Consider the following 23,885-nt stretch of genomic DNA (forward strand, 5'->3'; position numbering starts at 1 on the left):
TCTGGCGTCGATTGAGTGGTCTGACCTGCCGATGCGATGACCAAAATAGGTCAGCAGTCACTGTATAGTTCAGTGCATGCTGACCATTGCTTCACGCCTCGACGTCATGCACCGGCTCGGCCGAGCCATGGCGGACCCGACGCGATCCCGGATCCTGATGACCCTGCTCGACGGCCCGAGCTATCCGGCGGTGCTGTCGCGCGAGCTGGAGCTGACCCGGTCGAACGTGTCGAACCACCTGACCTGTCTGCGCGACTGTGGCATCGTGGCCGCCGAGCCCGAGGGACGGCAGACGCGCTACGAGATCGCCGACCCGCACCTCGCTGCGGCGCTCACGGCGCTCGTGGATGTGACGCTGGCCGTCGACGAGCACGCGCCATGCGTTGATGACCAGTGCCCGGTGCCGGGCTGCTGCGGGACGGGGGCAGGCGCATGAGCGTGGCGTGCGGCTGCGACGAGCCCGAGACCACGGTCGGCGAAGTAGTTGAGGAGGTGCAGGAGCGACCCTGGTGGCGGGACCGCGGGATCATGGTCCCGGTCCTCTCCGGCGTCGCTTTCCTGACCGGTCTCGTCCTGGAGTGGTTCGGGCTCGAGATCCTGGCGCTGGTGCTGTTCTGGCTCGGTCTGCTGCTGGGAGCGTCGACGTTCACCCCGGGCGCGATCCGCAAACTGTTCAAGCGCAAGCTCGGCATCAGCCTGCTGATGACGATCAGCGCCATTGGCGCGGTGATCCTCGGCTACGTCGAGGAGGCCGCGGCCCTGGCGTTCCTGTACTCGATCGCTGAGGCGCTGGAGGACAAGGCGATGGACCGCGCCCGCGGCGGGCTCCGGGCGCTGCTCAAGCTCGTCCCTGAGACAGCGACCATCCGCCGCGACGGCGCGTCGGTCGAGGTCGCCGCGAAAGACCTCCAGGTGGGCCAGCTGATGCTGGTGCGGCCGGGCGAACGGATCGCGACCGACGGCGTCGTGGTCACGGGTCGTTCGAGTTTGGATACGTCTGCGATCACTGGAGAGTCGATCCCGGTCGAGGTCGAGCTGGGAGATGCAGTCTCGGCCGGTGCAATCAACTCCGCCGGCGCGCTGGAAGTCGAGACGACCGCGGCGGGCACCGACAACTCGCTGACCACGATCGTGGAGCTCGTTGAGCAGGCGCAGACCGAGAAGGGAGACCGCGCCCGCCTCGCCGACCGCATCGCCCGACCCCTCGTCCCTGGTGTGCTCGTCCTCGCCGTCCTGGTGGCGCTGATCGGTTCGCTGTTCGGCGACCCCGAGCTGTGGGTCACTCGCGCCCTGGTCGTCCTCGTGGCGGCGTCGCCGTGCGCGCTGGCGATCTCCGTGCCGCTGACCGTGGTCGCCGCGATCGGCTCGGCGAGCAAGTTCGGCGTGATCATCAAGTCCGGTGCCGCGTTCGAGCGCTTCGGCGTGATCCGCCACGTCGCCGTCGACAAGACCGGCACCCTCACCCGAAACGAGCCCGTCGTCACCGCCGTTCTCACCGCCGACGGGACCACCGAGGCGCAGGCGCTGGCGTGGGCGGCCGCGCTGGAGCAACACAGCACCCACCCGCTCGCGGCCGCGATCACCGCCGCCGCGCCGGGGGCCTCAGTAGCCGAGGACGTGACCGAGCAAACCGGGCACGGCATCGAGGGCAAGCTCGACGGCGCGCGGATCACGGTCGGCAGCCCCCGCTGGCTGGACGCCGGGACGCTCGGCGACCGGGTCGCAGGGCTGGAGGAGCAGGGCATGACGGTCGTCATCGTGCACCGCGACGGCGAGCCGGTCGCTGCGATCGGCGTCCGCGACGAGCTGCGCCTGGAGGTCCCGGAGGTCGTCCGCACGCTCGCCGCGCAGTGCATCGGGGTCACGATGCTCACCGGCGACAACGCCCGCACCGCCCGCGCTCTCGCGGCGCAGGCCGGGATCGAGGACGTGCGCGCCGAGCTGCGCCCCGAGGACAAGGCCGCTGCGATCGCTGAGCTCGGCCAGCATGGTTCGGTGGCGATGATCGGCGACGGCATCAACGACGCCCCCGCCCTCGCCGCCGCGGACATCGGGATCGCGATGGGCGCGGCCGGGTCGGATGCCGCGATCGAGTCGGCCGATGTCGCGTTCACCGGGCACGACCTGCGGCCTCTGCCGCGCGCGTTCGACCATGCCCGGCGCGGACGGCACATCATCAACCAGAACATCATCCTGTCGCTGCTGATCATCATCGCCCTGCTCCCGCTCGCCCTCTTCGGCGTCCTGGGACTCGCTGCCGTGGTGCTCGTGCACGAGATCGCGGAGGTCATCGTGATCCTCAATGGCTTGCGCGCGGCCCGGACCCGGAAGGAGCAGATCGTATGAAGGTCGAACTGCTGCACATCGTCGACTGCCCGAACACGGCCATCGCCGAAGCAAACGCGCGCGCCGCGCTGGATGCCGCCGAGCTCGCGGAAGTGCCCATCGAGCTGGTAACGATCCACACCGAGACCGAAGTGGCGAACACCCGATTCGGAGGCTCGCCCACGATCCTCGTCGACGGCGTCGACCTGTTTCCGACGCAACCGGTTCGCTCGCTCGCGTGCCGGGTCTACGCGACTGAGCGCGGGTACGCCGGTGCACCGACTCCGTCTCAGATCGAGGAGGCGTTGCACGAGACCTATCGTTGACGTCGAACGCAAGCTGTCGGTCCCGGACGCGGGGCCGAGCGCTTCACTGCACACCTCAAGAGGGTGGTATGTACCGGAAATCGGTGGAGTGGAGATTCGCGCTGTAGGGATTGGTCGCCGCGCGGAGCATCGTAGTGAGCGCGGGTTAGTCGGCTGACGCGCCTCGGGCAAGCAATAGCCGGAAGTGCTTCGGGCCTTGACCCTCGATCGTGGACACGGTGTCGGTTCGGTTATGCCGCTTCCGCGAGGGTAGCGGACGTGGTCGCCGCGTAGGCGTTCTCGTAGTTGTTCGGGGTGATCTGGCCGATCGCGGAGTGGCGCCGGCGGGTGTTGTAGCGGTTCGCCCACCGGAACACGGCCCGGTAGGCGGTGGCCTGGTCCGGGAACGCCGACGCCCCTTCGAGGAGCTCTCGCTTGAGCGTCGCGTTGACGCTCTCCGCGAGTGAGTTGTCGGCGCTCGTGCCGATCGCACCCATGGACTGGGTGACCTTGAGCTGCTCGCAGAGCGTTGCGTAGGCCTTCGACGTATAGACGCTTCCGTGGTCGCTGTGGAAGACGGCACCGGCCAGCGATCCGCGGTCGCGGGCCGCGGCGCGGAGGGCGTCCTCGACGAGTTCGGTGCGCATGTGGTCGGCGACCTGCCAGCCCGCGAGCTTCCGCGACCCGAGGTCGATGCAGGTCGCCAGATACAGGTTCGATCCGTCGGCGATGGGGAGGTAGGTGATGTCGCCGACATACCTGCGGTTCGGTTCCCCGATGCTGAAGTCCCGTTCGATCAGGTCAGGGAACTTCCGCCCGGACTGGTCCGGGATCGTGGTCTTCACCCTTCGTCGCAGCCGGATCCCGGCGAGCTCGTGTTCCCGCATCACCCGGGCGACCCGCTTATGGTTCACCCGCCCGGCGGCGGGAACGCCGTCGTTGAGGTCGGCGGTGATCCGCGGTGCCCCGTAAGCGCGGTCGCCGCCCTGGGCGGGGTCCTGCAACACGCGGATCCGCGCCGCGAGGGCCGCGTCGTCGGCAGCCTTCGCGGCGCGCCGCGGTGCGGCGTCCAGCCAGGCGTAGAACGAGGACCTCGCGATCTCGACGACCTCACACAACCGCTTCACGCCGTAGGCGTCCTTGTGGTCCTGGACGAACTGGAAGCGGTTCACCAGTTCGTCTCCCCCGCGAAATACTTCGCCGCCTGGCGGAGAATGTCCCGCTCCGTCTCGAGCTTCAGCTTCTCCGCTTCCAGCCTCGCGTTCTCGACCTCCAGCCGGAGGATCTTCGCCGTCGGCGACTCCGCCCGCCCCGCCGCGGGCATCGGCCCCATACCCGCAGTCGTGGCCCCAGAGCCGTGCTTGCCGACCCACTCCTTCAGCGCACCGCGGGAGATCCCCAGATCCGCCGCGATCCCCTTCAACGTCGCGCCAGGGGTGGACTCGTACAAATCCACCGCCCGCTGGCGGAACTCGTCCGTGTAATTCTTCCTAGCCATCCCTTGGATTCTCGCTTCCCCAGCCTCGTGCTGGAATCAGCGTGTCCACGATCAGGGGTCAAGCGCCTTCAGGAACTGCTTCTTGTAGTGGCAGGATCGAGCCATGGATGTCCTCGCGCTGGTGATCTCGGCCCTGTCGCTGCTGATCGCCGGCGTCGGCACTTACCAAGCGAACAAGCGCGCGAACGAGGCACTCGCCGAGTCGCGCAAGGCGGCCGAGGACGCACGCTGGTTCGCGGTGCAGGAAGCCGTGCAGCGCCTAATCGGGTTCGATCCGACGGCCGAGCCGGTGGGGGAGCGGCTCGCCAACCTGCGCATCACGTCGATCGCGCTCGTCGACCAGCTCGACGGCTGGGATGGTATCGACTCGTGGCTGGAGGCCGAGCGCACGCTGGGCGCGACCATCGGCCGCCAGGTGATGGAGGCCGCCAAGCCCGGCGACACCGTTGAGCGGCGGGTGGCGAACCTCGACCCGCTGATGAGTTGGGCGCACGCGCTGAGCAGCAACCTGCGCCATTTACGATCAGTCGGCCACGACGCGGCTGCACTTGCCAAGCTCCAGGTCAACGCGGAAGAGTTGGTTAGGGAAATTCATGCGCGTCACGGCTGGGATTTGCCGCCGCGGACCAACCTCCGGATCCAGCCGTTGGACTAGATGTGGTGTAACGACTCGGCCTTACGGGTTGCTCAGCACTGTGAACGACGTCGCCGTGTACTCTGGCTTAACTTCGCCGGCAGGGCCGGTTTCTTCCGTGACTGACACATCGACTGAAACTGACATGCCGGTGCGCAGCGTTGCAGTGTTCGCCGCAGGGATCTTCTTCGCGTCGATCTTGACGATCTCGCCGTCCTCGATCTCCAGCTGCCAAGCGCTGATCTCACTGACAGTCCGCAAGATGCCGCGGATGGTGGTCGGCTCGAGCTCGAGTTCCCGAGAAGCGATGAGCTCTCCAATGTGAGCGAGTTCAGCCGTGGAGAGGCGCGTGCGCAGGCGCGCCTGGCGAGGCTGGGACCAAGTGAGATCAGGCTCGAACCCTGATTTCACCAGACCTGTCGAGAAGTCGCGCAACGTCGTGGCGACGCGCGGTCCGTACTCGCGGATGCGCGCCAAGAAGTCACTGGTGTCGGCATCTGGGCCGAGACGACGTCCGTCCTCGAGCAGTCCCAGTGCTCGCTTCATGGCGGTGTCGATCAACTGGGGCTCTGCATTGTCGTCTCCGAACAGCCCGACTTGGCCATCGGGTGAGATCTCGTCCGCTGGCGAAGTCGTCGGCACGATCTGCAGGATGAGGCTTCCCGGCAGTGGTGAACCATTGAGGTTCAGTCGGGTCTTCGAGACGACGTCGGCGGGCGGTTGCCCACGCAACGACTTGTGCCCCTTCACCGCGAGGCCTGTCGCAAGCACCAGGCGCTGAAAATTGCGAAGCGTGTCAGCAATCCCGTCGATCGCTCCCGAGTGGATCGTGATTCCTGGCCCAGTCAGGCGCAGAGACCCTGAAGAAGCGTCGCGCCGCAGCAAGCCGTGCTCAGCGCGCAGAGTCTCGATGCTCATGCGCGCAAGATCATCTGCGTCCTGCCACTCGGGACTGCCGCACCGTTAGGTGACAGTTGGGGTGTTAGGCCGCGAGGCTCACGGCCGGGTTCATGATGGTCTCGTATTCGATGGGGGTCAATCGACCCAGACGTGCCTGTCGACGGCGGCGGTGATACTTGCGTTCGATCCAGGTGACGATCGCGATCCGGAGTTCCTCACGGGTGCGCCAACGGCGCCGGTCCAGGACGTTCTTCTGGAGTAGCGAGAAGAAGGATTCCATCGCCGCGTTATCACCGGCAGCACCGACTTGGCCCATGGATCCGATGAGGTGATGCTGGTTCAGGGCGTGGACGAACTTCCGGGATCGAAACTGCTTGGGCTCAATCGGTCGTTGCAACACCGTGTTGTTGAAGCGAGCGTAACTGCTCCTCGAAGACTTCCGCGGGAGTGCGCCAGTTCAGGCTTTTCCGTGGCCGGTTGTTGAGCGCGAGAGCGACGGCTTCGAGGTCCTCGGCCGACCACCGCGAGAGGTCCGTGCCCTTCGGGAAGTACTGACGCAGCAACCCGTTTGTGTTCTCGTTCGTCGGCCGCTGCCAGGGCGAGTGGGGGTCGGCGAAGAACACCTTCGTGCCCGTCTCAAGCGCGAACTGGGCATGCGCAGAAAGCTCCTTGCCGCGATCCCAGGTGAGTGTCTTGCGAAGCTGTTCTGGAAGCTTGGTCATGGTCGCGACGAGAGCAGCATTCATCGCGACGGCGCCGTAGCCTCCCAGTGCAGGACCGTTCTTCACATATGGGTTCTCGCCCCAGCCCTCCAGGCGGGGCAGGTGCACCAGCAGAGTCGAGCGGCTCTTGCGCTCGACGACAGTGCCGATCGCCGATCGGCCCGTTCCGATGATCAGATCCCCCTCCCAGTGCCCAGGAACGGCGCGGTCCGCCGCCTCCGCAGGACGTTCGGAGAACACGACATCGGCGGTGACATGCCCTTGCGGACGGTTCTGCGCTCGAGCTCGTGGCTGCCGGAGTGCGCGACCGGTTCGCAGGCAGGTGACGAGTTCGCGTTTGAGCGCGCCACGGCCCTGGATGAACAGCGACTGGTAGATCGCCTCGTGGCTGATGCGCATGGACTCATCATCCGGGAAGTCGACCTTGAGGCGGTGTGAGATCTGCTCCGGGCTCCACGCGATCGCCCACCGCCGGTCCTGCCGATGTGGCTTGTTCCGCCCCTTCCATGCCAGCGGCTCAGGGCCGACGACCACGCTGCCATCGGGTCGGCGGACGTTGCCGGCGAGACGGTCCTGGACGTACTCGCGCAGCCTAGCGTTGGTCACCAACTTCGCCTTCTTCGGCCGCTTCGCCGCCTGCTGCGCCTTCCACTGCGCCACCAGCGCCCGGTATTCCTGCTTGCCGCTGCGCGTAGCGGCATTGCGGCGCAGCTCGCGGGAGATCGTTCCCGGGTCGCGGCCGATCCTGCGGGCGATCTCACGCACGCCGAGCTGCTTGGCGCGGAGAAGCGCGATCTCCTCGCGTTCCTCGAAGGACAGATAACGACCTGTGGGCGGGGCGAGGCTGATCGGCGGCATGCCGCCAGCGTGACGAAACCAACGGGTCCCGACCGGCACAGACACGCCCACCGTCAGCGCCGCTTCGGCGGAGGTGATACCCGTCGCGATCAGACGCCAGAACTGCCGTTGCACCTCCCGCGAAGGCTCAGGCCGCCCGGGCGAGCGCATCGGCGGACGCAACGCCCGATCCGCACGCCACTGCCGACGCGCACTCACGGGCACTTCGCTGGTCTTCTTGCTCCAATCCGCCGTCACCATCGTTGAACACCTCTCGATCGAGGTGTTGCGACAACCAGTTGAATCCGCCCTGCGACCCGCGGTCTGAGTGAACAATGCAGCCAGCAACGTCGCCGCGCCGCGTTGCCGCGTTGGCCAGGGCGTTCACCGCCAAGCGGGCCTTCATCCGGTCACTCATGGAGTAGCCGACGATCCGGCCGGAGAAGGCGTCCTTGATCGCGCAGAGGTAGAGCTTGCCCTCGCTGGTCCAGTGCTCGGTGATGTCGGTCAGCCACAGCTCGTTGACGTCATCGGCAGTGAAGTCCCTCTGGACGAGGTCATCGTGGACAGGCGGTCCCGGACGTTTCCCGTTCTTGGCGCGCTTCTTCCCGAAAACGGACCACCACTGGTTGTCGTGGCAGATCCGCCACGCGGTCCGCTCGCACATGACCTCACCAGCCTCAGCGGCTTCGCCGGCGAGGAATCGGTACCCGAACTCCGGGTCGTCGCGGTGAGCGTCCAATAGCGCGTTGGCTCGATAGGCCTCGACCAGCTCGGCCTCGGTGACCTGCTGTTTGCGCCAGCGGTAGTAGGGCTGGCGAGAGAGCTTCAGGACCCGCAAGGACACCGCAACGGGGGAGCCCGTCGGCGGCGAGCTCGCTCACGAGCGGGTAGAGGATTTTCCCGGCAGATTCGCCTGGGACAGGTATGCAGCAGCACGGCGGAGCACCTCGTTCTCCTGCTCCAGCAGCCGGTTCCGGCGTCGGAGCTCGCGCAGCTCGGTGGAATCCTCACGGGTCTTCCCAGGCCGGTTGCCGTCCTCGACGTCCGCTTGGCGCATCCAGTTCGTCAGGCAGGACTCGGAGATCCCGAAGTCCTTCGCGATCACGGAGAGCTTCTGGCCGGGTTCACGGTTCCTCGCGACGCGGACGACGTCCTCACGGAACTCTTGGGGATAGGGAGCGGGCATGGCGCACATCCTTCCCTGCAACGCCGCACGGCGCCACAGATCATGTGACACCTGATCGTGCATCAGTCCCAGCCTACTCGCACGCCGTGACGCCAGTGTCGCTCCCTGTTGGTTGTGGAGACGAACATTTGTGCCTCACATGGCCTGCCTTGAAACGCGACAACAGCGTGTCCCCGGTTCCTTAGGCGAGAAAGACGCTCCGGCAGGCAGCAATCGAACGGCAGCGGGCGAGTCGACGCGTGTACTTCTGGACCAGGGTGCCTCGGCCGATGTGCTCGACGCGCAGGGCGCGCCGCTTCTGCTGCTCGGCCTCAGCACCACGAGGAACACCGGCATCGCGGACATGGCCACCATTGCGAAGCTCCTGCTGGATCGCGGTGCGAGCGCGACACCTGCTATGGACGAGCAGGTGAAGCGGATCGGCCGCGACTTCGAATTCCACCGGGAGAAGTTCAATCCCACGCTGCTCGACGCGGCGGATGCCGGGCTCGCACACCTGTATCGGCTTTTCAACGTCACTCCCGAGGACCGCACCGAACCTCACGATGGCCATTCCGCTATCGCACTGCCCACTGGCACGTGGCAGGAGCAGCACGCAGCGCTGTGGCGCTCACTCGTGCCATCGTCTGGTCCCGCCGAAACGGTGCAGGGCGAGGTCCTCCGCATCACCGGGCGGATCGCCGACGAGAGCGTCCGCAACGGCGGGATGAATTGGGATGATGACTACCGAGCCATGGTCGACGCGTTGCCGCGATACCTTGCCCTCGGTAATCCCTTAGACGCAGATGACCTGCACCAAGCGCGCGAGCTTGCCGGAGCCGTGATCGGCGGAGAAGGGCCCGCCGCCCAGGTTGACCGCCTCAGTGAGTTGGCCATCCGGTGGGTGGGAGGAAATCCTGCCCCGATTCCTTTGGGGTCTGTGCCGTATTCGCGCTGAATGGGGAATGCGCACCCCTCGTGGCAGGGTGGGGGAACGAAACCGCGATCGCCGCCCGCGGACCCCGCCTCACCGCGGCGCACAGCTGGGTGCACGCAGCCACACCCCAAGGAGACGCGCCACATGTCCCTGACCTTCGATGCAATCCTGCGCAGTGCCGGGATCGATCCCGCGCAGGCGCTGGTCATCCGTCATGCCTACGTGCGCGAGCACGAGGATTCCGGCATGGCGGGCATCCATGCCGATTCCACCGACGAGCAGGTGCTCGCCTACACGGGGCAGCATTCGTCGAAACCGGGCACCTTCCCCGTCTCACCACCCAAGCTCTGGGTGGTCTTCCTCCGAGAAGGCGGTGATCGGGCGCGTCTCTGGTCGGTTGTGGAGAACCGGGGAGAGGTGTCCGACGATGGGGTGGTGCGCACGTTCGACATCGCCCGGACAGGCCATCTGGCCGACCTGCACAACCGCCTTGTCATCGGCTGGCGGGCTCCCCGCGCCTGGCGCCTCAACGGACCGACTGCCGGGCGCTATCCCGTTCTCGAGATCGTCGATGCGCAACCGGTGCCATTCCCTGGATTCGACCAGGTGGTGCTCGATCGGCCGCAGCTCGAGGCGGCCATGCGCGAACACCGGTACGGCGCCTGGCGCACGGCGCTCGCCTCCGTCGCGGGCATCTACCTCATCACCGACACTCGCGACGGTCGTCAGTACGTCGGCAAGGCGGACGGCGCCGAGCGCATCAGCCAGCGCTGGGCCGCCTACGCGGCCAATGGCCACGGCGGCAATGTCGAACTCCGGGGCTTGGACCCCGTGACCTTCCGCTACTCGATTCTCCGGGTCTTCGACCCGGCAACGCCTCCGCATGTCATCGACGCGGCGGAAGGCCACTTCAAGCAGGCGCTCGATACGCGCCGCCACGGGCTCAACCGGAATTGAACCGGAAAAGCTCGACCGCTCCTTGCAGTTCCCCTGACAGCTAAGGTCACCATCATGTTCACCGGCATCGACCTGGCCGCCGACCCGCGTCGAACCGGCGTCGCGACCCTTCGGGACGAAGGCGCCGCCATTGTCGTCAGCGACGTCCACGTTGGGGCCGATGACGACGACGTCATCGCGCACGTCGCCGCCTCCACCAAGGCCGGCGTCGATGTGCCGTTCGGGTGGCCGCGGGCGTTCACACAGCTCATCATGGCTCACCGCGCCGGCACGCTCGAACCGCCCGCGGACACCGGTCCGGACTGGCGGCGCGAGGTGCTCTTCCGCGCCACCGACCGCGAGGTGCGCAGGCGCGTGGGCAAGGTCCCGCTCAGCGTCGCATCGGACAAGATCGCCTACCCCGCCATCCGCTGGGCCGGCATCGCAGCCCGCCTGCGCGCGGACGGCACTCCGACTCCGCTCGATGGGTCCGGCCGCGCTTGCGAGGTCTATCCCGGGGGAGCGCTCGCCGTCTGGGGCCTGCCGCACGCCAAGTACAAGGGCCCCCAGGCCGCCGAGGTGCGCCGCAGACTCGTAGAACGCCTGGCCGAGCGCTTGCCTTCGTTGGACTGGGGAGGGCACCGCGACTCGTGCATCGCCGACGACAACGCGCTCGACGCCGTCATTGCCGCGCTCATCGCACGAGCGGTGGCGCGCGGCGAGGCCGTGCCGCCGCCACCGGAACTCAGCGAGGAGGCCGCCGCGGAGGGGTGGATCTGGCTCCCGGCCTCATAAAACGACCTGCGACCCAGAATTGCGAGCAAGACCCAACCCAGGCGACCCAGCACTCGCCTCAGTCGCGTCCCAGCTCCCGCCAGGTCGACTCCGAGACGTGGACGCCGAAGCGCTGCGCGGCGTCGAGGATGCGCCGCCACGCCTCGTCGCGCTCGGCGTCGCTGACGCCCTCGACCTGGTCGAAACGGGCCAGCGCATCGCGCACGTGCCGCGCATCGACGAGCGGCTCCTTGCGCTCCCGGGGGAACGCGAAGGCGGAATCGGGCAGCTCATCGCGCTCGTGTGCACTCAACCTCGTCATGACCTCACTCCTCTCCGGATCATCGTGGCACGCGCCGCGCCACTTCTCCATAGCGGCGGCGTGGTCAACCCCAACCGCGCCAGCATCGACACAGCGCGCCCCGCCGCCCCACAGGCCCACGGTGCACGCCACTCACTCCGCGAAGTCGATGACCACCTCGTACATGCCCTTGATCAGGCGCATCCCCGTGAACCCCAGGCGCAGGAGCCGGGGCATCCGCGACCTATCGGCCAGGTAGGAGGAGAAGTCGAACTCGACGCGGACGTTCGCGATCCGATCGCTCCAGCCGCGGACCTCATAGGGGTCCTTGAGGCGGAACGGCATGCGGGCGTTCGGGGTGCCCGAGCGGCTGATCTGGCGCTCGCTGCCCGCCGTGACCAGCGGTGACTCCGCGTCGTAGCAGAACCGTCCGCCGGGGAAGCGCTCGCCCATGGCCCGCACGAGGTCACGGGCATCGGCGATCTCGACGTAGTACATGACGCCCGGTGCCACCGCGATGACGCCTCGGCTGGCGTCCACCCGGTCCAGCCACGCGTGGTCGGTGAGCGAGTACGGCAGGTCGACCTCCCGCTCGCTCGGCTCGACCCACTGCCGACGCATCTCCAGCACGTCGGGGAAGTCCAGGTTGTACACGGGCGAGGACTCGTCAGACACCTCGGGCGCCAGCCGATCGAGCCCGCAGCCGATGTTCACCACCGCCGCCCCGGGGTGCTCCGCGACGTACCGGTTGACCTCTGTGACGGTGAGGGGTGGCGCAGCCCGTAGACCATCGCCGGCCCGCGGCCCAGCTGCTCGGCGGAGCTGCCGGCCGCGCTGCGGATCCGCGCGGCCTGCTCGGCCCACGGGTCGGCAAACAGCTCCGGCCACCGCCGCGCGGAGTCCGCGCGGCCCATGAGCGGGAAGAACAGGGTCTCCTGGACGGGAGTAAGTGGCACGTGCTCTCCTTCTGCTGGTGGTTGTGCGGTCTGCTCGCGGTTGCGCTCTCAGGCAGCGATCGGACACTCAGGAGTCGTGCTTGTCGTGTTCGATCGCGCTGCTGCTCTCTCCCGCATCGACGCCCGCCCCCGCATCGCCGCTCGCTCCCGCATCACCGACCGCCTCCGCATTGCCGGTGGCGATGAGCCGCTCGACGTCCGCGCGCTCCACGCCGAAGCCCGTGAAGCCGGGCAGCCGGCCGATGGGGATGGACCCGAGCATCGCGAGCGCGGTCTGACTGCCCTCCTCACCGGCGCCGAGGCGCCCGGCCAGACCCGCGAGCAGCGGGCCCGCGACGGGGTGCTCGCGCACCTCGGCGACGGTGGACTCCATGCTCAGCGGCGGGCGCACCGCCTCGCCGGCAACCGCCACGTCCACGCTGCCGCGGATGTCCCGGCTCGAGGCGCCCACGTCCAGCCGGTACGTGCCCGGCTCCACGACGAAGCGCCCCACCCGCTCGTCCCAGTACGCGAGGTCCGCAGCCCGCACCATGAACTCCACCTCGCGGGCCTGCCCGGCAGGAATCTCCACGGAGGCGAACGCCCGCAGCTCGCGCGGAGGCCGCGCCACGATGGAGTCGCCGAGGTGTGCGTATACCTGGACGACCTCGCGCCCGTCGCGCTCGCCCCGGTTCTCCACGGTCACCGTGACCGCGATGTCGCCGGACTCGCACACCCGGGCGGTCGGCTGGCCGTAGGCGAACGCGGTGTAGGACAGCCCGTGGCCGAACGGATAGGCGACCTCCCACTCCCGCTTGTCGTACCAGCGATAGCCCACGAACACGCCCTCGCCGTAGCGCACGCGGCCCAGCTCCCCGGGGAAGTTCCCGAACGCCGGGGTGTCCTCGAGGCGCAGGGGAATCGTCTCGGCCAACCGCCCCGAGGGGTTCACGGCGCCCAGCAGCACATCCGCGGTGGCCGAACCGCCCGCCTGGCCCAGCAGCCACGCCTCGACGATCGCGGGCGCCCGGTGAGCGAACGGCAGCGCGACGACCGAGCCGTTGGACAGCACGACCACCGTGCGCGGGTTGGCATCGAGCACCGCGTCGAGGTCCGCGAGCTGGTGGGCCGGCAGGTGGATGTGGCCGCGGTCGTAGCCCTCGGACTCCTCGTTGTCGGTCAGGCCCAGGAAGACCACCGCGGTGTCGCACGCGGCGGCCAGTGCCGCGGCCTCCTCCCGCAGCGCGACCCCGGCTTCACCGCCTCCGCCGTGACCATTGCCGTCACCCCCGCCGTTGAACGCGAACCCCGGCGCGAAGGCGACGCGCTCACCCAGCGCCTCGCGCAGCGCGTCGAGTGCCGAGTCCACCCGGGTGGGGTTGATGTGCGAGGAGCCCCCGCCCTGGAAGCGCGGGGTGCGGGCGAACTCGCCGATGACCGCCACCGAGCGCTGCGGGTCGAGCGGCAGCAGGGGAGCGGCGGGCCCGGCCAGCGCCTCGGCCTCCGTGGGCGCGCCGGCCCGGGGCGCGGGCTCGTTGCGCAGCAGCACGATGCCCCGGCCCGCGGCCTCCCGCGCGATCGCGTGGTGGGCCGCGACGTCCAGGGTGCGGGGCGCACTCGCTGCGGTCTCTGCCAGTCCGACCCCTGCCGGCTCGGTTCCCGCCGTCCCGGCCCCTCCCTGCTGAGCCTCCGCCCGCCCGGTCTCGGCCCGGCGGACCAGCTCGACGATGCGCTCGGCCGCCGCATCGAGGACGGCGGGGGAGAGGTCGCCGGACTCGACGGCCGCCTCGACCTGCGCATTCGGCTCACCGGAGCCCCCGGGCATCTGCAGGTTGAGTCCCGCCGCGAGCGCCGCCACTCGGTCGCGCACCGCACCCCAGTCGGAGACGACGAGGCCGTCGAAACCCCATTCCTCGCGCAGCACCTGGGTGAGCAGCCAGGGGTTCTCCGAGGCGAGCACGCCGTTGATGCGGTTGTACGAGCACATGACGGTCCACGGCCGCGCCTGCTGGACCACGCGTTCGAAGCCGCGCAGGTAGATCTCGCGCAGCGGGCGCTCGTCGACCTCGGCGGAGATGCGCAGACGGTCGGATTCCTGGTTGTTCACGGCGAAGTGCTTGAGCGAGGCGCCCACCCCGCACGACTGGATGCCCTCGACCATGCCGGCGGCCACGGCCCCGGTGAGCAGGGGGTCCTCGGAGAAGTACTCGAAGTTGCGGCCGCACAGGGGTGAGCGCTTGATGTTGATGCCCGGTCCCAGGACCACCGCGACGTCGGCGAGGAGCGCCTCGGTGCCGAGCGCGGCCCCCACTCGCCGGGCCAGCTCCGGGTCGAACGAGGAGCCCAGTGCCACCGCCGGCGGGAAGCACGTGGCCGGGATGCTCGCAGCGAGACCCAAGTGGTCCGCGTCGTCGCCCTGCTTGCGCAGGCCGTGCGGGCCGTCGGAGAACGCGATGGAGCCGATGCCGGCGGTCGGGATCGCGCGCGTCGTCCAGAAGTCGGCGCCGCTGGTGAGCGAGGCCTTCGCCTGGGTGGTCAGGCCGGCCAGGGCCTGGGCGATCGGTCCGGTGGGCGCCGAAGGTGCAGGGGAGGTCATGGGCGTCTCGCTTCGCGTGTAACGGTGAACGGTGTGGTGCCGAACGGGGTTCTGCCGGATGCCTTGGCAGGGCGTCCTAGCGCTCATGCTGGCACGTTCGAGCGGCGGGCAAAACCCCTGATAAGCGGCGGTCGTCCCGCCTCGCCAAGCACCCTTGCCGGGTTCCCCTGCCGCGCGCCACCTGCCCCCCATGACCTCCCATGACGCGCCACCGCTCCCACCGGAGCGGCCCCGCTAGGCTGACCGCACCCCGCGCCCGGCCACCGGGCGCGACCGCCCCAGGGAGGTTCCATGTCCGCACCCGCCCAGGACATCGCCGGGCCCGCGCCAGTGGGCGAGGCGACCGCCCCCACCGGCCTGCGCCGGACCATGGAGTCGCGCCACCTCGTCATGATCGCCCTCGGCGGGGTCATCGGCTCCGGGCTCTTCGTCTCTTCGGGGTACACGATCGCCCAGGCGGGCCCGCTGGGCGCCGTCATCTCCTACGGCCTGGGGGCGCTTGTGGCCTACATGGTCATGAGCTGCCTGGGTGAGCTCACCGTCGTCCACCCGGTCTCCGGCGGCTTCCACGACCACGCCACCCGCTACCTGGGCCCCGCGTGGGGCTTCGCCGTCGCGTGGCTGTACTGGATGTGCTGGGCGGTGGCGCTCGGCAGCGAGTTCACCGCGGCGGGTCTGCTCATGCAGCGCTGGTTCCCCGCGGTGCCCGTCTGGGTGTTCTGCCTGCTGTTCGCGGCCCTGCTGTTCGGCATCAACGCCACGTCCTCGCGCGTGTTCGCGGAGACGGAGTTCTGGTTCTCGCTCGTCAAGGTCGTCGCCGTCGTCGCCATGATCGTTGTGGGCGCCGGCGTCATCACCGGCATCAGCCCCGCGGGCGAGGCTCCGGCGGGCCTGGGCGGATTCGCCACCTCCGGCGGGCTGTTCCCCACCGGCGCGGGCGGCGTGCTCGTGACGATCCTCGCGGTCTTCTACGCGTTCTCTGGCACGGAGCTCATCGGCGTGGCCGCCGGCGAGGCGAAGGACCCCGCCCGCTGCATTCCGCGCGCCCTGCGCACCGCGGTCCTGCGCCTGACGATCTTCTTCGTGGGCGCCATCGCCGTCATCGCGGCCCTCGTCCCGTTCGAGACCGCCGGGGTGGACGAGAGCCCCTTCGTCACCGTGTTCGACCGGGCGGGGCTGCCCTTCGGAGCCGATGTGATGAACTTCGTCATCATCACCGCGCTGCTGTCGGCCGGCAACTCCGGGCTCTACTCGTGCACCCGCATGCTCCACTCCCTGGGCGAGCACGGTCAGGCCCCGCGCGCGCTTGCCCGCACCACCCGCCGCGGCATCCCGCTGCTGGCGCTGGGCATCTCGATGCTCGGTGGGCTGGCCTCGCTGCTGTCGAGCGTCGTGGCCTCCGAGACGCTCTTCCTCGCGCTCGTGTCCGTTGCGGGCTTCGCCGTCGTCGCCGTGTGGATGGCGATCGTGGCCTCGCAGATCTCGTTCCGCCTGCGTCTGCGCCGGCGCGGTGGCCGGGCGGGAGACCTGGCCTACCGCTCGCCGTTCTTCCCCGTGCTGCCCATCCTCGCGCTGGTGGCGCTGACGGCCTCGCTTGTGGGCGTGGCCCTCGATCCCGCCCAGCGGGCGGCGCTGTGGTTCGGGCTGCCGTTCACCGCGGTGTGCGTGGGCTGGTACTGCCTGCGCCACGGCCGGTCCTCGCTGCGGCCCGCGCCCGAGGTGTGGGCCGCGCAAGTGCCCCCGGTGCACCATCCGCTCGGCTAGCTGCGCTGACGACCCCCGGCATGAACCGGGCGTCTCGTGAACCTGCCGAGCCTGGGCTGCGATGCCCAGCGGTGCAGGCCCAGCAGTGAGGGTCCCGCGCTCGGACCCTGTGTCGCGAGCACGGCACTGCGGGGGCACGCCTGGCGGACCGGCGCCTCGGCGGCAGGGCACCTACGGCGCCGGGCGCACGAGCGAGGCGAGCTCCGGTTCCTCCTCCACGAGGGTGCGCGCCGTGGCGAGGATCGCGCGCTCGAGGGCCTGCGCCGCGCGCGAGGGGCGGATCCCCGCCCGGGTGGCGAGGCTGACGGTGCGCGAAAGGCTCGGCTCGACGAGCGGCACGGAGGTCAGCTGCGGCCGGTCGACGAGCACCATCGCGGGCACCACGGCCACGCCCAGCCCCCGCTCGACGAAGCGCAGGACGGCGTCCATCTCCGCGCCCTCGACGACGACGGCGGGGGACAGGCCCGCCGCGGCGAACGCGGCATCGGTGGCCTCGCGCAGGTCATAGCCGTGGTGGAACTGGACCTGGGGGAGCGCGGCGAGCTGGGCCAGCGTGACGGCACCGCGCGGCAGCAGCGGGAAGTCCGCCCCGCAGACCACGACGAGGTCCTCGCCCAGCACCGCGCGCAGGTCCAGGCGCGGCATCCGCGCGGCCGGCTCCAGCGTGCGCGTGATGAGCGCCAGGTCGAGGTCGCCGGCGCCGAGCGCGCCGATGAGCTCGCGCGAGCCCTTCTCCATGAGCTCGAGCTCGATGCCCGGGTGGGCGCGGTGGAAGCGGCCCAGCGCCTCGGCGGCCAGGCTCACGCACAGCGTGGGCGTGGCGCCCAGGCGGACCCGGCCGCGGCGCAGGCCCGCGAGCTCGTCGAGGTCACGGCGCACCGCCTGCGCATCGGCGAGCATCCGGCGGGCGGTGGGCAGCAGCGCCTCGCCGGCGGCGGTGAGGGCGATGCGCCCGTGCGCGCGGTCGAAGAGCCGAGCGCCCAGCTCCCGCTCGAGGGTGGAGATCTGGCGGCTGAGCGAGGGCTGGGCCAGATGCAGGGCCGCGGCGGCCCTCGTGAAGTGGCCGGTCCGGGCGACTTCGGCAAAGCCCGCGAGCTGTTCGAGATTCACCCCCATAGCGTAGGGCTATCAAGGTCAGTTGAACAATGCATTGGACGCATAGATCAGGCGTACCTAACCTGGTCGGCATGACTGCCACAGCGGGCCCTGCCCCCACCACAGAACACGTCATCGCCACCTCCGTGCTCGTCATCGGCACCGGCGGCTCCGGCCTGCGCGCCGCCATCGAGGTGGCCGAGTCCGGCGTCGACGTCGTCGCCGTGGGCAAGCGCCCCAAGGAGGACGCCCACACCTCGCTGGCCGCCGGCGGCATCAACGCCGCCCTGGCCACGATGGACCCCGATGACACATGGCAGCAGCACGCGGCGGACACGATCAAGGAGTCCTACGGGCTGGCCAACCCCCGCACCGTGGAGATCGTCACCCAGGGCGCCGCGCAGGGCATCGCCGACCTCGAGCGCTACGGGATGGCGTTCGCCAAGGAGGAGGACGGGCGGATCTCCCAGCGCTTCTTCGGCGCCCACACCTGGCGGCGCACCGCCTTCGCCGGGGACTACGCCGGCCTGGAGATCCAGCGCACCCTCATCCACCGCGCGCAGGCGCTCGACATCCCCATCCTCGACCGCGTCTACATCACGAAGCTGCTCGTGGCCGACGGCCGGATCTTCGGCGCCTACGGCTTCGACACGCTCGACGGCACCCGCTACCGGATCAACGCGGACGCCGTCATCCTGGCCGCCGGCGGCCACAACCGGATCTGGCGGCGGACCTCCTCGCGCCGCGATGAGAACACCGGCGACTCGTTCCGCCTGGCCGTCGAGGCCGGCGCCCGCCTGCGCGACGCCGAGCTCGTCCAGTTCCACCCCTCGGGCATCCTCGAGCCGGAGAACGCGGCGGGCACCCTGGTCTCCGAGGCCGCGCGCGGTGAGGGCGGCATCCTGCGCAATGCCCTGGGCGAGCGGTTCATGGAGCGCTACGACCCGGAGCGGATGGAGCTGTCCACCCGCGACCGCGTGGCGCTGGCCGCCTACACGGAGATCCAGGAGGGCCGCGGCACCGAGCACGGCGGCGTGTGGCTCGACGTCTCGCACCTGCCGCGCGAGACGATCATGGGCCGCCTGCCGCGGGTGTACCAGACGCTTATGGAGACCCAGATGCTCGACATCACCCAGAGCCCCATCGAGATCGCCCCCACCGCCCACTACTCGATGGGCGGGGTGTGGGTGGACCCCGTCGACCACAGCACCGACGTCGCGGGCCTGTGGGCGATCGGCGAGGCGTCCTCCGGGCTCCACGGCGCCAACCGCCTGGGCGGCAACTCGCTCATCGAGCTGCTCGTCTTCGGCCGGCTCGTGGGCCAGAGCGCGCTCGCCTATTCCGCGGGCCTCGAGGCGCAGGTGCGCTCCGCCGAGGCGGTGGCGCAGGCCCGCGGCGAGGTCCAAAAGCTGCTCGACTACCAGGGCACGGAGAACGTGCGCGCCCTCCAGCGTGAGGTGCGCAACCTCATGACCGAGCACGCCGGCGTGGTGCGCGACGAGGCCGGCCTGCGGGCGGGGCTCGACAGGCTCGCCGACATCGAGGCGCGGATGGCCCAGGTGGGCATCCACCCGGACATCGCCGGCTACGCCGATCTGTCCCACGCCTTCGACCTCAAGTCCTCCGTGCTTGCCGCCCGCGCCACCCTCGAGTGCGCGCTCGAGCGGCGCGAGACCCGCGGGTGCCATAACCGCAGCGACTACCCGGAGATGGACCCGGAGCTCCAGGTCAACCTCGTGTGGTCCCCGGAGGCCGGCGTCGTGCGCGAGCGGATCCCGGAGGCCGACCCGGCCGTCGGCGCGCTCATGCACTCGGGCGAGGAGATCGACCTGCAGGGCAAGCTCGTCGGGTAGCGGGCACACCGGCCCCGGGGTGCCCGAGGCCGGGGGAGGCGTGCGTCGGGCCGGCCGGGGCTGCCCAGTGCTGGGGTTGTCCGGTGCCGGGGTTGCCCGGTGCCGGGGACCGGGGGCTAGGGTGGGCACCCCGCCACAGGGCGGATCGCCGCGAGAAGGGAACGACATGGCCCAGACATCGGACCAGCAGAACCAGCACGCTCAGGAAGCCCTGCAAGACGAGGACCGCCAGCAGGCCGAGGACCGCAGCCCCGCCCCGGATCACGCCGAGGACGGCGCCTTCTTCCCCTCGCCCTACTCGCTGTCGCAGTACACCGCGCCCACGACCGACTTCGACGGGTTCGCCACGGACGAGGCCTATGCCGGCGATCGCTGGAAGGTCCTCGTCATCGCCACCGCCGAGCGCTACATGCTCATGGACAACGGCACGTTCTTCTCCACCGGCAACCACCCGGTCGAGACCCTGCTGCCGCTGCACCACATGGCGCACGCGGGCTACGGCATCGACATCGCGACGATCGACGGCACGCCCGCCAAGTTCGAGTGGTGGGCCTACCCCTCGCAGGACGCAGCCGTAGCCCAGGCCTGGGAGGCCTCGCGCGCGGACTTCAAGGCCCCCAGGCGCCTGTCCGACGTCATCGCGGATGGGCTGGAGGACTACGCCGCGGTGTTCATCCCCGGCGGCCACGGGGCCATGAATGCCCTGCCGTTCAGCGCCGAGGTGCAGGAAGCGCTCGACTTCTTCCTGGCCGAGGACCGGCTCATCGTCTCCCTGTGCCACGGACCGGCCGCCTTCCGGGCCGCCGGGCTGGGCCGGTCATCGAACCCGTTCGCGGGCTTCGCCATCACGGCCTTCCCCGACGCCCTGGACTTCGGGGCGAACCTGGAGATCGGCTACCTGCCCGGCCCTATGCCGTGGAAGCTGGGCGAGGCGCTGCGCGCCGAGGGGCTGACGATCCTCAACGACGACATGACCGGCCAGACGACCCGCGACCGCAATGTCCTCACCGGCGACAGCCCCCTGGCCGCCAACGCCCTGGGCAAGGAGGCCGCCGCCGCGCTGCTCGAGCGCTTCGGCTCTTAAGCGTCCCCCCGGGCCCGCTCACGCGGGCCGGGTGGTGCTCTCCGAGAGCTCGCGGTGCTCGTCGGCGCTCGCCAGCACCCGCGCGGACTGCTCGCGCACGGCGTGGAGCGCATCGCGGCCCAGGTAGAGGCGCGAGGGCGGGTTCGGCAGGTCCGCGAGCTCGACGATCGCGCGCGCGACGAGGGCGGGGTCCCCGCCCTGTGCGTGGTTGAGGCCGTCGAGCTGCGCGAGTGCGCGGGAGACCTGCGTGTAGTCCTCGATCGTGTCAGCCGGGCGCCGTGAGGACGACGCGTCGAGGAAGTCCGTGCGCACGCCGCCGGGGCACACGGCCGTGGCCCGCACCCCGAACTCGGCGGCCTCCTGGGCCACCGCCTCCGTGAGCATGAGCACCGCCGCCTTCGTGGCGCTGCAGAGCCCGGTCGCCGGGCTCGTCACGGTCGCGGAGATCGAGGCCATATTCACGATCATGCCGCTCCGCTGCCGGCGCATGGCGCCCAGCGCCGCGCGGGTGACCCGCAGCAGGCCGAAGACGTTCACCTCGAAGTTCGCGGCGACCTCCGCATCAGAGAACTCCTCCACGGCCCCCAGCAGGGAATAGCCCGCATTGTTGACGACCACGTCGAGGCGGCCGAACTCGGCGACGACCGCATCGACCGTGGCCTGCGCGCTCTCGGCGCTGCCCAGGTCCATGGCGACGGCGCGGAAGCGGTCCGCACCCGCCTCGACCTGCGCCCGCAGCCGCTCCGGCGAGCGCGAGGTGCCCACCACCGTGTGGCCGGCGGCCAGTGCCGCCCGGACGATCTCCAGCCCCATGCCCTTCGAGGCTCCCGTGACGAGCCAGACGCCTGTGGCCATGCTTCCTCCTGGTGCCGCGCGGATGTGGGCCGATCCTACCGCGCGCTCAGTCGAACGCGCGCTCCTCGCGCAGGCGCGGCTCGACCGTGAGCTGCGGGCGGATTCCGACCTTGCCCGCGTAGAACGCGCGGATGCGGTCCATGTCTGCGGCCACATCGCCGGTGAGGTCGATGGTGGGGCCGAGTCCCGTGGTCTTCGTGGCGCTGTCGACGAAGCCCAGCGTCACGGGCATGCCGGCCTCGGTGGCGATGCGGTAGAAGCCGGACTTCCAGTGCTCGTGAGCACCGCGGGTGCCGTCGGGGGTGACGACGATGCCGAACGACTCCCCGGCGTGCACCCGCGCCACGACCTGCGCGACGATCCGGCTGGGGTCCGAGCGGTCCACCGGGATCCCGCCGAGCGCGCGCATGATGGGCCCCCGCCAGCCCGCGAACAAACTGTGCTTGCCCAGCCAGTGCACGTGGATGCCCAGGCGCCACGCGATCGCCAGCATGAGCGGAAAGTCCCAGTTCGAGGTGTGCGGGGCGCCCAGCAGCACGGTGGGCCGGCTGGGGGCGGGGTCGGTGGCCAGCGTGTACGGGCTCAGGCGCCAGAAGCCGCGCGCGATCAGGCGTCGAATCATGGCGCCCACCCTAGGCGACGCGCCGCCAGCGGCCTATTCGCGTCCGGGGCGGCTGGCCTAGGGTGGGCGCCATGGCGAAGCCCCCCGCCCGCATCGCGGGCGACCTCCTGGACGAGCACGGCACGACGTATGCCCAGCAGGCGGGGATCCGCCTGGCCGATCGTCCGGCGCCCCTCTTCCAGCTGCTCGTGCTCGCCAACCTCTTGTCCGCCCGGATCGGGGCGGACATCGCGGTCGCCGCGGCGCGCGAGCTCTGGGCCGCCGGCCTCACCACTCCCGCGCGCATGCGCGACTCGGGGCGCGCTGAGCGCGTGGCGGCTCTGGGCCGCGCGGGCTACCGGCGCTACGACGAGAGCACTGCCACACGGCTGCGCGCCATGTCCGAGCAGCTGCTCGCGGACTACCGCGGTGACCTGCGCCGGCTCCGCGCCGACGGGGGCGCAGACCTCGCAGCCCTCGGCCGGCTGCTGCAGGCGTTCCCCGGCATCGGACCCGCGGGCGCGCAGATCTTCCTGCGCGAGGCCCAGGGGGTCTGGTCGCTGGAACCGGTCTTCGACGCCAAGGCCCTCGAGGGCGCCCGCCGGGCGGGGCTGCCGGCCGACCCCGAGGCGCTGGCCGGCCTCGTCGCCCCTGCCGACCGGGCGCGGTTCGCCGCCGCGCTCGTGCGCCGCGCGCTGCAGAAGTAGGACCCGCGACCGCGCAGGGCACGAACTGCTGGGCCCGGACTGCGGGCCCGGTCCTGCTCGGCCCACAGTCCCGGACGCGTCCAGCCGGGCCCGATTGTGACGTGTGCCCTTGCCGCGCGGATAAAAATGAGTACGCTCAAAAATGAGCGCATGGAGCATGCGCGGCCGCCGCGGCGGCTGAGCGAGGAGGGACACCATGAGTCAGATCGCACACGTCACCGTGCTGGGAGCCGGAGTGCTCGGCACGCAGATCGCCTACCAGACCGCCTACCGCGGCTTCGACGTTACCGTCTACGACATCGGCGATGAGGCCCTGACCGCCGGCCGCAAGCGGCTGGACGCGCTCGTCGCCGCCTACCGCGCCGAGGTCGAGGGCGCCACCGAGGCGAGCACGCAGGCCGCGCTCGACCGCCTGACGATGACGACGGACCTCGCGCAGGCCGCGGGGAATGCCGACCTCATCATCGAGGCCGTCCCCGAGCGCCTCGACATCAAGCGCGAGACCTACGAGAAGCTCGCGGCGCTCGCCCCCGAGCGCACGATCTTCGCGACGAACTCCTCGACGCTGCTGCCCAGCGACATCAAGGACTTCACCGGGCGCCCCGACCGGTTCCTCGCCCTGCACTTCGCCAACCAGATCTGGAAGTTCAACACCGCGGAGGTCATGGGCACCGCGGACACGAGCCCCGCCGTCTTCGACACGGTCGTGGAGTTCGCCCGGGAGATCGGCATGGTGCCCATTCCCGTGCTCAAGGAGCGCCCGGGCTACGTGCTCAACTCGCTGCTCGTGCCCTTCCTCAACGCGGCCCTCGACCTGGCCGCGGGCGGCTATGCGCAGCCCCAGGACGTCGACAACGTCTGGCGGATCGCCACGGGCGCTCCCATGGGACCGTTCCAGATCTACGATGTCGTGGGGCTGGGCACGGCCTACAACATCCTGGCCAGCGGCGATGAGCACAGCCAGCGCCTCGCCGCGTGGCTCAAGGAGCACTACATCGATCGCGGCCGCCTGGGCGCCGGCGCGGGCGGCGGGTTCTACGACGACCCGCAGGCCTGAG

At 70.2% G+C, this 23,885-nt stretch carries 24 protein-coding genes and 1 pseudogene; 12 read left to right on the plus strand and 13 right to left on the minus strand.

The features are described from left to right. Nucleotides 1–76: 76 nt before the first annotated feature. Genes cmtR through BRM1_RS00475 form a run of 3 tightly spaced genes read left to right on the plus strand, consistent with a single transcriptional unit; the run spans nt 77 to nt 2,651 of the window. Nucleotides 77–436 carry a Cd(II)/Pb(II)-sensing metalloregulatory transcriptional regulator CmtR gene (cmtR, locus tag BRM1_RS00465; protein ID WP_012397799.1) on the plus strand — a complete coding sequence of 120 codons (360 nt, stop codon included), beginning with the start codon at nt 77–79 and terminating at the stop codon, nt 434–436. Continuing rightward, entirely contained in the window at nt 433–2,346 is a 1,914-nt protein-coding gene (locus tag BRM1_RS00470) for a heavy metal translocating P-type ATPase (RefSeq protein WP_268527028.1), read from the plus strand. The genes cmtR and BRM1_RS00470 overlap by 4 nt, the downstream gene beginning before the upstream one ends. Beyond that, nucleotides 2,343–2,651: a hypothetical protein gene (locus tag BRM1_RS00475; protein WP_268527033.1), complete on the plus strand. Its 309-nt coding sequence runs from the start codon at nt 2,343–2,345 to the stop codon at nt 2,649–2,651. The genes BRM1_RS00470 and BRM1_RS00475 overlap by 4 nt, the downstream gene beginning before the upstream one ends. Nucleotides 2,652–2,881: 230 nt before the next feature. On the opposite strand, the gene BRM1_RS00480 is transcribed toward BRM1_RS00475, so the two are convergent. Beyond that, nucleotides 2,882–4,128 (minus strand): IS3 family transposase gene (locus BRM1_RS00480; RefSeq protein WP_442864227.1). Its coding sequence is split into 2 segments (ribosomal slippage): nt 2,882–3,813 and nt 3,813–4,128, totalling 1,248 coding nucleotides; the frame shifts between segments, so codons are not numbered across the junction. Nucleotides 4,129–4,231: 103 nt separating this feature from the next. On the opposite strand from BRM1_RS00480, the gene BRM1_RS00485 reads away from it, so the two are divergent. Further along, complete coding sequence (locus tag BRM1_RS00485) at nt 4,232–4,783, plus strand: hypothetical protein (protein WP_012397802.1); 552 nt, start codon at nt 4,232–4,234, stop codon at nt 4,781–4,783. Nucleotides 4,784–4,804: 21 nt separating this feature from the next. Here the strand turns inward: BRM1_RS00485 and BRM1_RS00490 are convergent, their stop codons facing one another. The 5 genes and pseudogenes from BRM1_RS00490 to BRM1_RS00510 all read right to left on the minus strand — a co-directional run bounded on the left by BRM1_RS00490 (nt 4,805) and on the right by BRM1_RS00510 (nt 8,410). Beyond that, on the minus strand, nt 4,805–5,680 hold the full coding sequence (locus tag BRM1_RS00490) for a hypothetical protein (protein ID WP_268527037.1): 876 nt from the start codon (nt 5,678–5,680) through the stop codon (nt 4,805–4,807). A 64-nt stretch (nt 5,681–5,744) separates the two neighbouring features. Next, nucleotides 5,745–6,035: pseudogene (locus BRM1_RS00495) on the minus strand (IS3 family transposase); the annotation flags it as partial. Nucleotides 6,036–6,042: 7 nt separating this feature from the next. Continuing rightward, nucleotides 6,043–7,392, minus strand: a complete 1,350-nt coding sequence (locus BRM1_RS00500; protein ID WP_442864352.1) for an IS30 family transposase — start codon at nt 7,390–7,392, stop codon at nt 6,043–6,045. Continuing rightward, nucleotides 7,370–8,062 (minus strand): DDE-type integrase/transposase/recombinase, encoded by a 693-nt coding sequence (locus BRM1_RS00505; RefSeq protein WP_268527040.1) that lies wholly within the window; start codon nt 8,060–8,062, stop codon nt 7,370–7,372. Before BRM1_RS00505 ends, BRM1_RS00500 begins: the two co-directional genes overlap by 23 nt. A 39-nt stretch (nt 8,063–8,101) precedes the next feature. Continuing rightward, nucleotides 8,102–8,410, minus strand: coding sequence for a transposase (locus BRM1_RS00510; RefSeq protein ID WP_202411138.1), 309 nt, complete (start codon nt 8,408–8,410; stop codon nt 8,102–8,104). A 139-nt stretch (nt 8,411–8,549) separates the two neighbouring features. On the opposite strand from BRM1_RS00510, the gene BRM1_RS00515 reads away from it, so the two are divergent. From BRM1_RS00515 to BRM1_RS00525, 3 genes are all read left to right on the plus strand, one after another. Continuing rightward, a complete protein-coding gene (locus BRM1_RS00515) occupies nt 8,550–9,347 on the plus strand; it encodes an ankyrin repeat domain-containing protein (protein WP_268527043.1) in 798 nt (265 codons plus the stop codon). A 123-nt stretch (nt 9,348–9,470) separates the two neighbouring features. Next, a complete protein-coding gene (locus BRM1_RS00520; protein WP_268527045.1) occupies nt 9,471–10,283 on the plus strand; it encodes a GIY-YIG nuclease family protein in 813 nt (270 codons plus the stop codon). 54 nt (nt 10,284–10,337) lie between these two features. Continuing rightward, the gene (locus BRM1_RS00525) at nt 10,338–11,057 is read left to right on the plus strand and encodes a DUF429 domain-containing protein (protein WP_268527047.1); all 720 of its coding nucleotides are present in this window, start codon (nt 10,338–10,340) and stop codon (nt 11,055–11,057) included. Nucleotides 11,058–11,115: 58 nt separating this feature from the next. Here the strand turns inward: BRM1_RS00525 and BRM1_RS00530 are convergent, their stop codons facing one another. The 4 genes from BRM1_RS00530 to BRM1_RS00545 form a co-directional block, all read right to left on the minus strand. After that, nucleotides 11,116–11,358: a DUF6582 domain-containing protein gene (locus BRM1_RS00530; protein WP_268527049.1), complete on the minus strand. Its 243-nt coding sequence runs from the start codon at nt 11,356–11,358 to the stop codon at nt 11,116–11,118. A 132-nt stretch (nt 11,359–11,490) separates the two neighbouring features. Next, nucleotides 11,491–12,051: a class I SAM-dependent methyltransferase gene (locus BRM1_RS00535; RefSeq protein WP_268527051.1), complete on the minus strand. Its 561-nt coding sequence runs from the start codon at nt 12,049–12,051 to the stop codon at nt 11,491–11,493. Continuing rightward, nucleotides 12,048–12,293: a hypothetical protein gene (locus BRM1_RS00540; protein ID WP_268527054.1), complete on the minus strand. Its 246-nt coding sequence runs from the start codon at nt 12,291–12,293 to the stop codon at nt 12,048–12,050. The genes BRM1_RS00535 and BRM1_RS00540 overlap by 4 nt, the downstream gene beginning before the upstream one ends. A 67-nt stretch (nt 12,294–12,360) precedes the next feature. Then, entirely contained in the window at nt 12,361–14,868 is a 2,508-nt protein-coding gene (locus tag BRM1_RS00545) for a glycoside hydrolase family 3 C-terminal domain-containing protein (protein WP_268527057.1), read from the minus strand. Between the two features lie 291 nt (nt 14,869–15,159). Between BRM1_RS00545 and BRM1_RS00550 the strand changes: the two genes are divergently transcribed. Continuing rightward, a complete protein-coding gene (locus BRM1_RS00550; RefSeq protein ID WP_268527060.1) occupies nt 15,160–16,632 on the plus strand; it encodes an amino acid permease in 1,473 nt (490 codons plus the stop codon). A 171-nt stretch (nt 16,633–16,803) separates the two neighbouring features. Here the strand turns inward: BRM1_RS00550 and BRM1_RS00555 are convergent, their stop codons facing one another. Continuing rightward, nucleotides 16,804–17,748, minus strand: coding sequence for a LysR family transcriptional regulator (locus BRM1_RS00555; protein ID WP_160953221.1), 945 nt, complete (start codon nt 17,746–17,748; stop codon nt 16,804–16,806). A gap of 71 nt (nt 17,749–17,819) precedes the next feature. Between BRM1_RS00555 and BRM1_RS00560 the strand changes: the two genes are divergently transcribed. Further along, nucleotides 17,820–19,580, plus strand: a complete 1,761-nt coding sequence (locus BRM1_RS00560; protein ID WP_268527066.1) for an L-aspartate oxidase — start codon at nt 17,820–17,822, stop codon at nt 19,578–19,580. A 166-nt stretch (nt 19,581–19,746) separates the two neighbouring features. Continuing rightward, on the plus strand, nt 19,747–20,664 hold the full coding sequence (hchA, locus tag BRM1_RS00565) for a glyoxalase III HchA (protein ID WP_160953223.1): 918 nt from the start codon (nt 19,747–19,749) through the stop codon (nt 20,662–20,664). A gap of 18 nt (nt 20,665–20,682) precedes the next feature. Here the strand turns inward: hchA and BRM1_RS00570 are convergent, their stop codons facing one another. Both BRM1_RS00570 and BRM1_RS00575 read right to left on the minus strand, forming a co-directional pair. Then, nucleotides 20,683–21,519, minus strand: a complete 837-nt coding sequence (locus BRM1_RS00570; RefSeq protein ID WP_268527069.1) for an SDR family oxidoreductase — start codon at nt 21,517–21,519, stop codon at nt 20,683–20,685. A 46-nt stretch (nt 21,520–21,565) separates the two neighbouring features. After that, a complete protein-coding gene (locus BRM1_RS00575; RefSeq protein ID WP_268527071.1) occupies nt 21,566–22,141 on the minus strand; it encodes a 1-acyl-sn-glycerol-3-phosphate acyltransferase in 576 nt (191 codons plus the stop codon). A 71-nt stretch (nt 22,142–22,212) separates the two neighbouring features. Between BRM1_RS00575 and BRM1_RS00580 the strand changes: the two genes are divergently transcribed. Together BRM1_RS00580 and BRM1_RS00585 are read left to right on the plus strand one after the other, a co-directional pair. Then, nucleotides 22,213–22,827, plus strand: a complete 615-nt coding sequence (locus BRM1_RS00580; protein WP_268527073.1) for an endonuclease — start codon at nt 22,213–22,215, stop codon at nt 22,825–22,827. A 196-nt stretch (nt 22,828–23,023) separates the two neighbouring features. After that, nucleotides 23,024–23,884: a 3-hydroxyacyl-CoA dehydrogenase gene (locus BRM1_RS00585; RefSeq protein WP_268527076.1), complete on the plus strand. Its 861-nt coding sequence runs from the start codon at nt 23,024–23,026 to the stop codon at nt 23,882–23,884. The last annotated feature ends 1 nt before the right edge of the window (nt 23,885 follow it).

The organism is Brevibacterium sp. BRM-1 (genome assembly GCF_026802075.1).
In the GTDB taxonomy this organism is placed as follows: domain Bacteria; phylum Actinomycetota; class Actinomycetes; order Actinomycetales; family Brevibacteriaceae; genus Brevibacterium; species Brevibacterium rongguiense.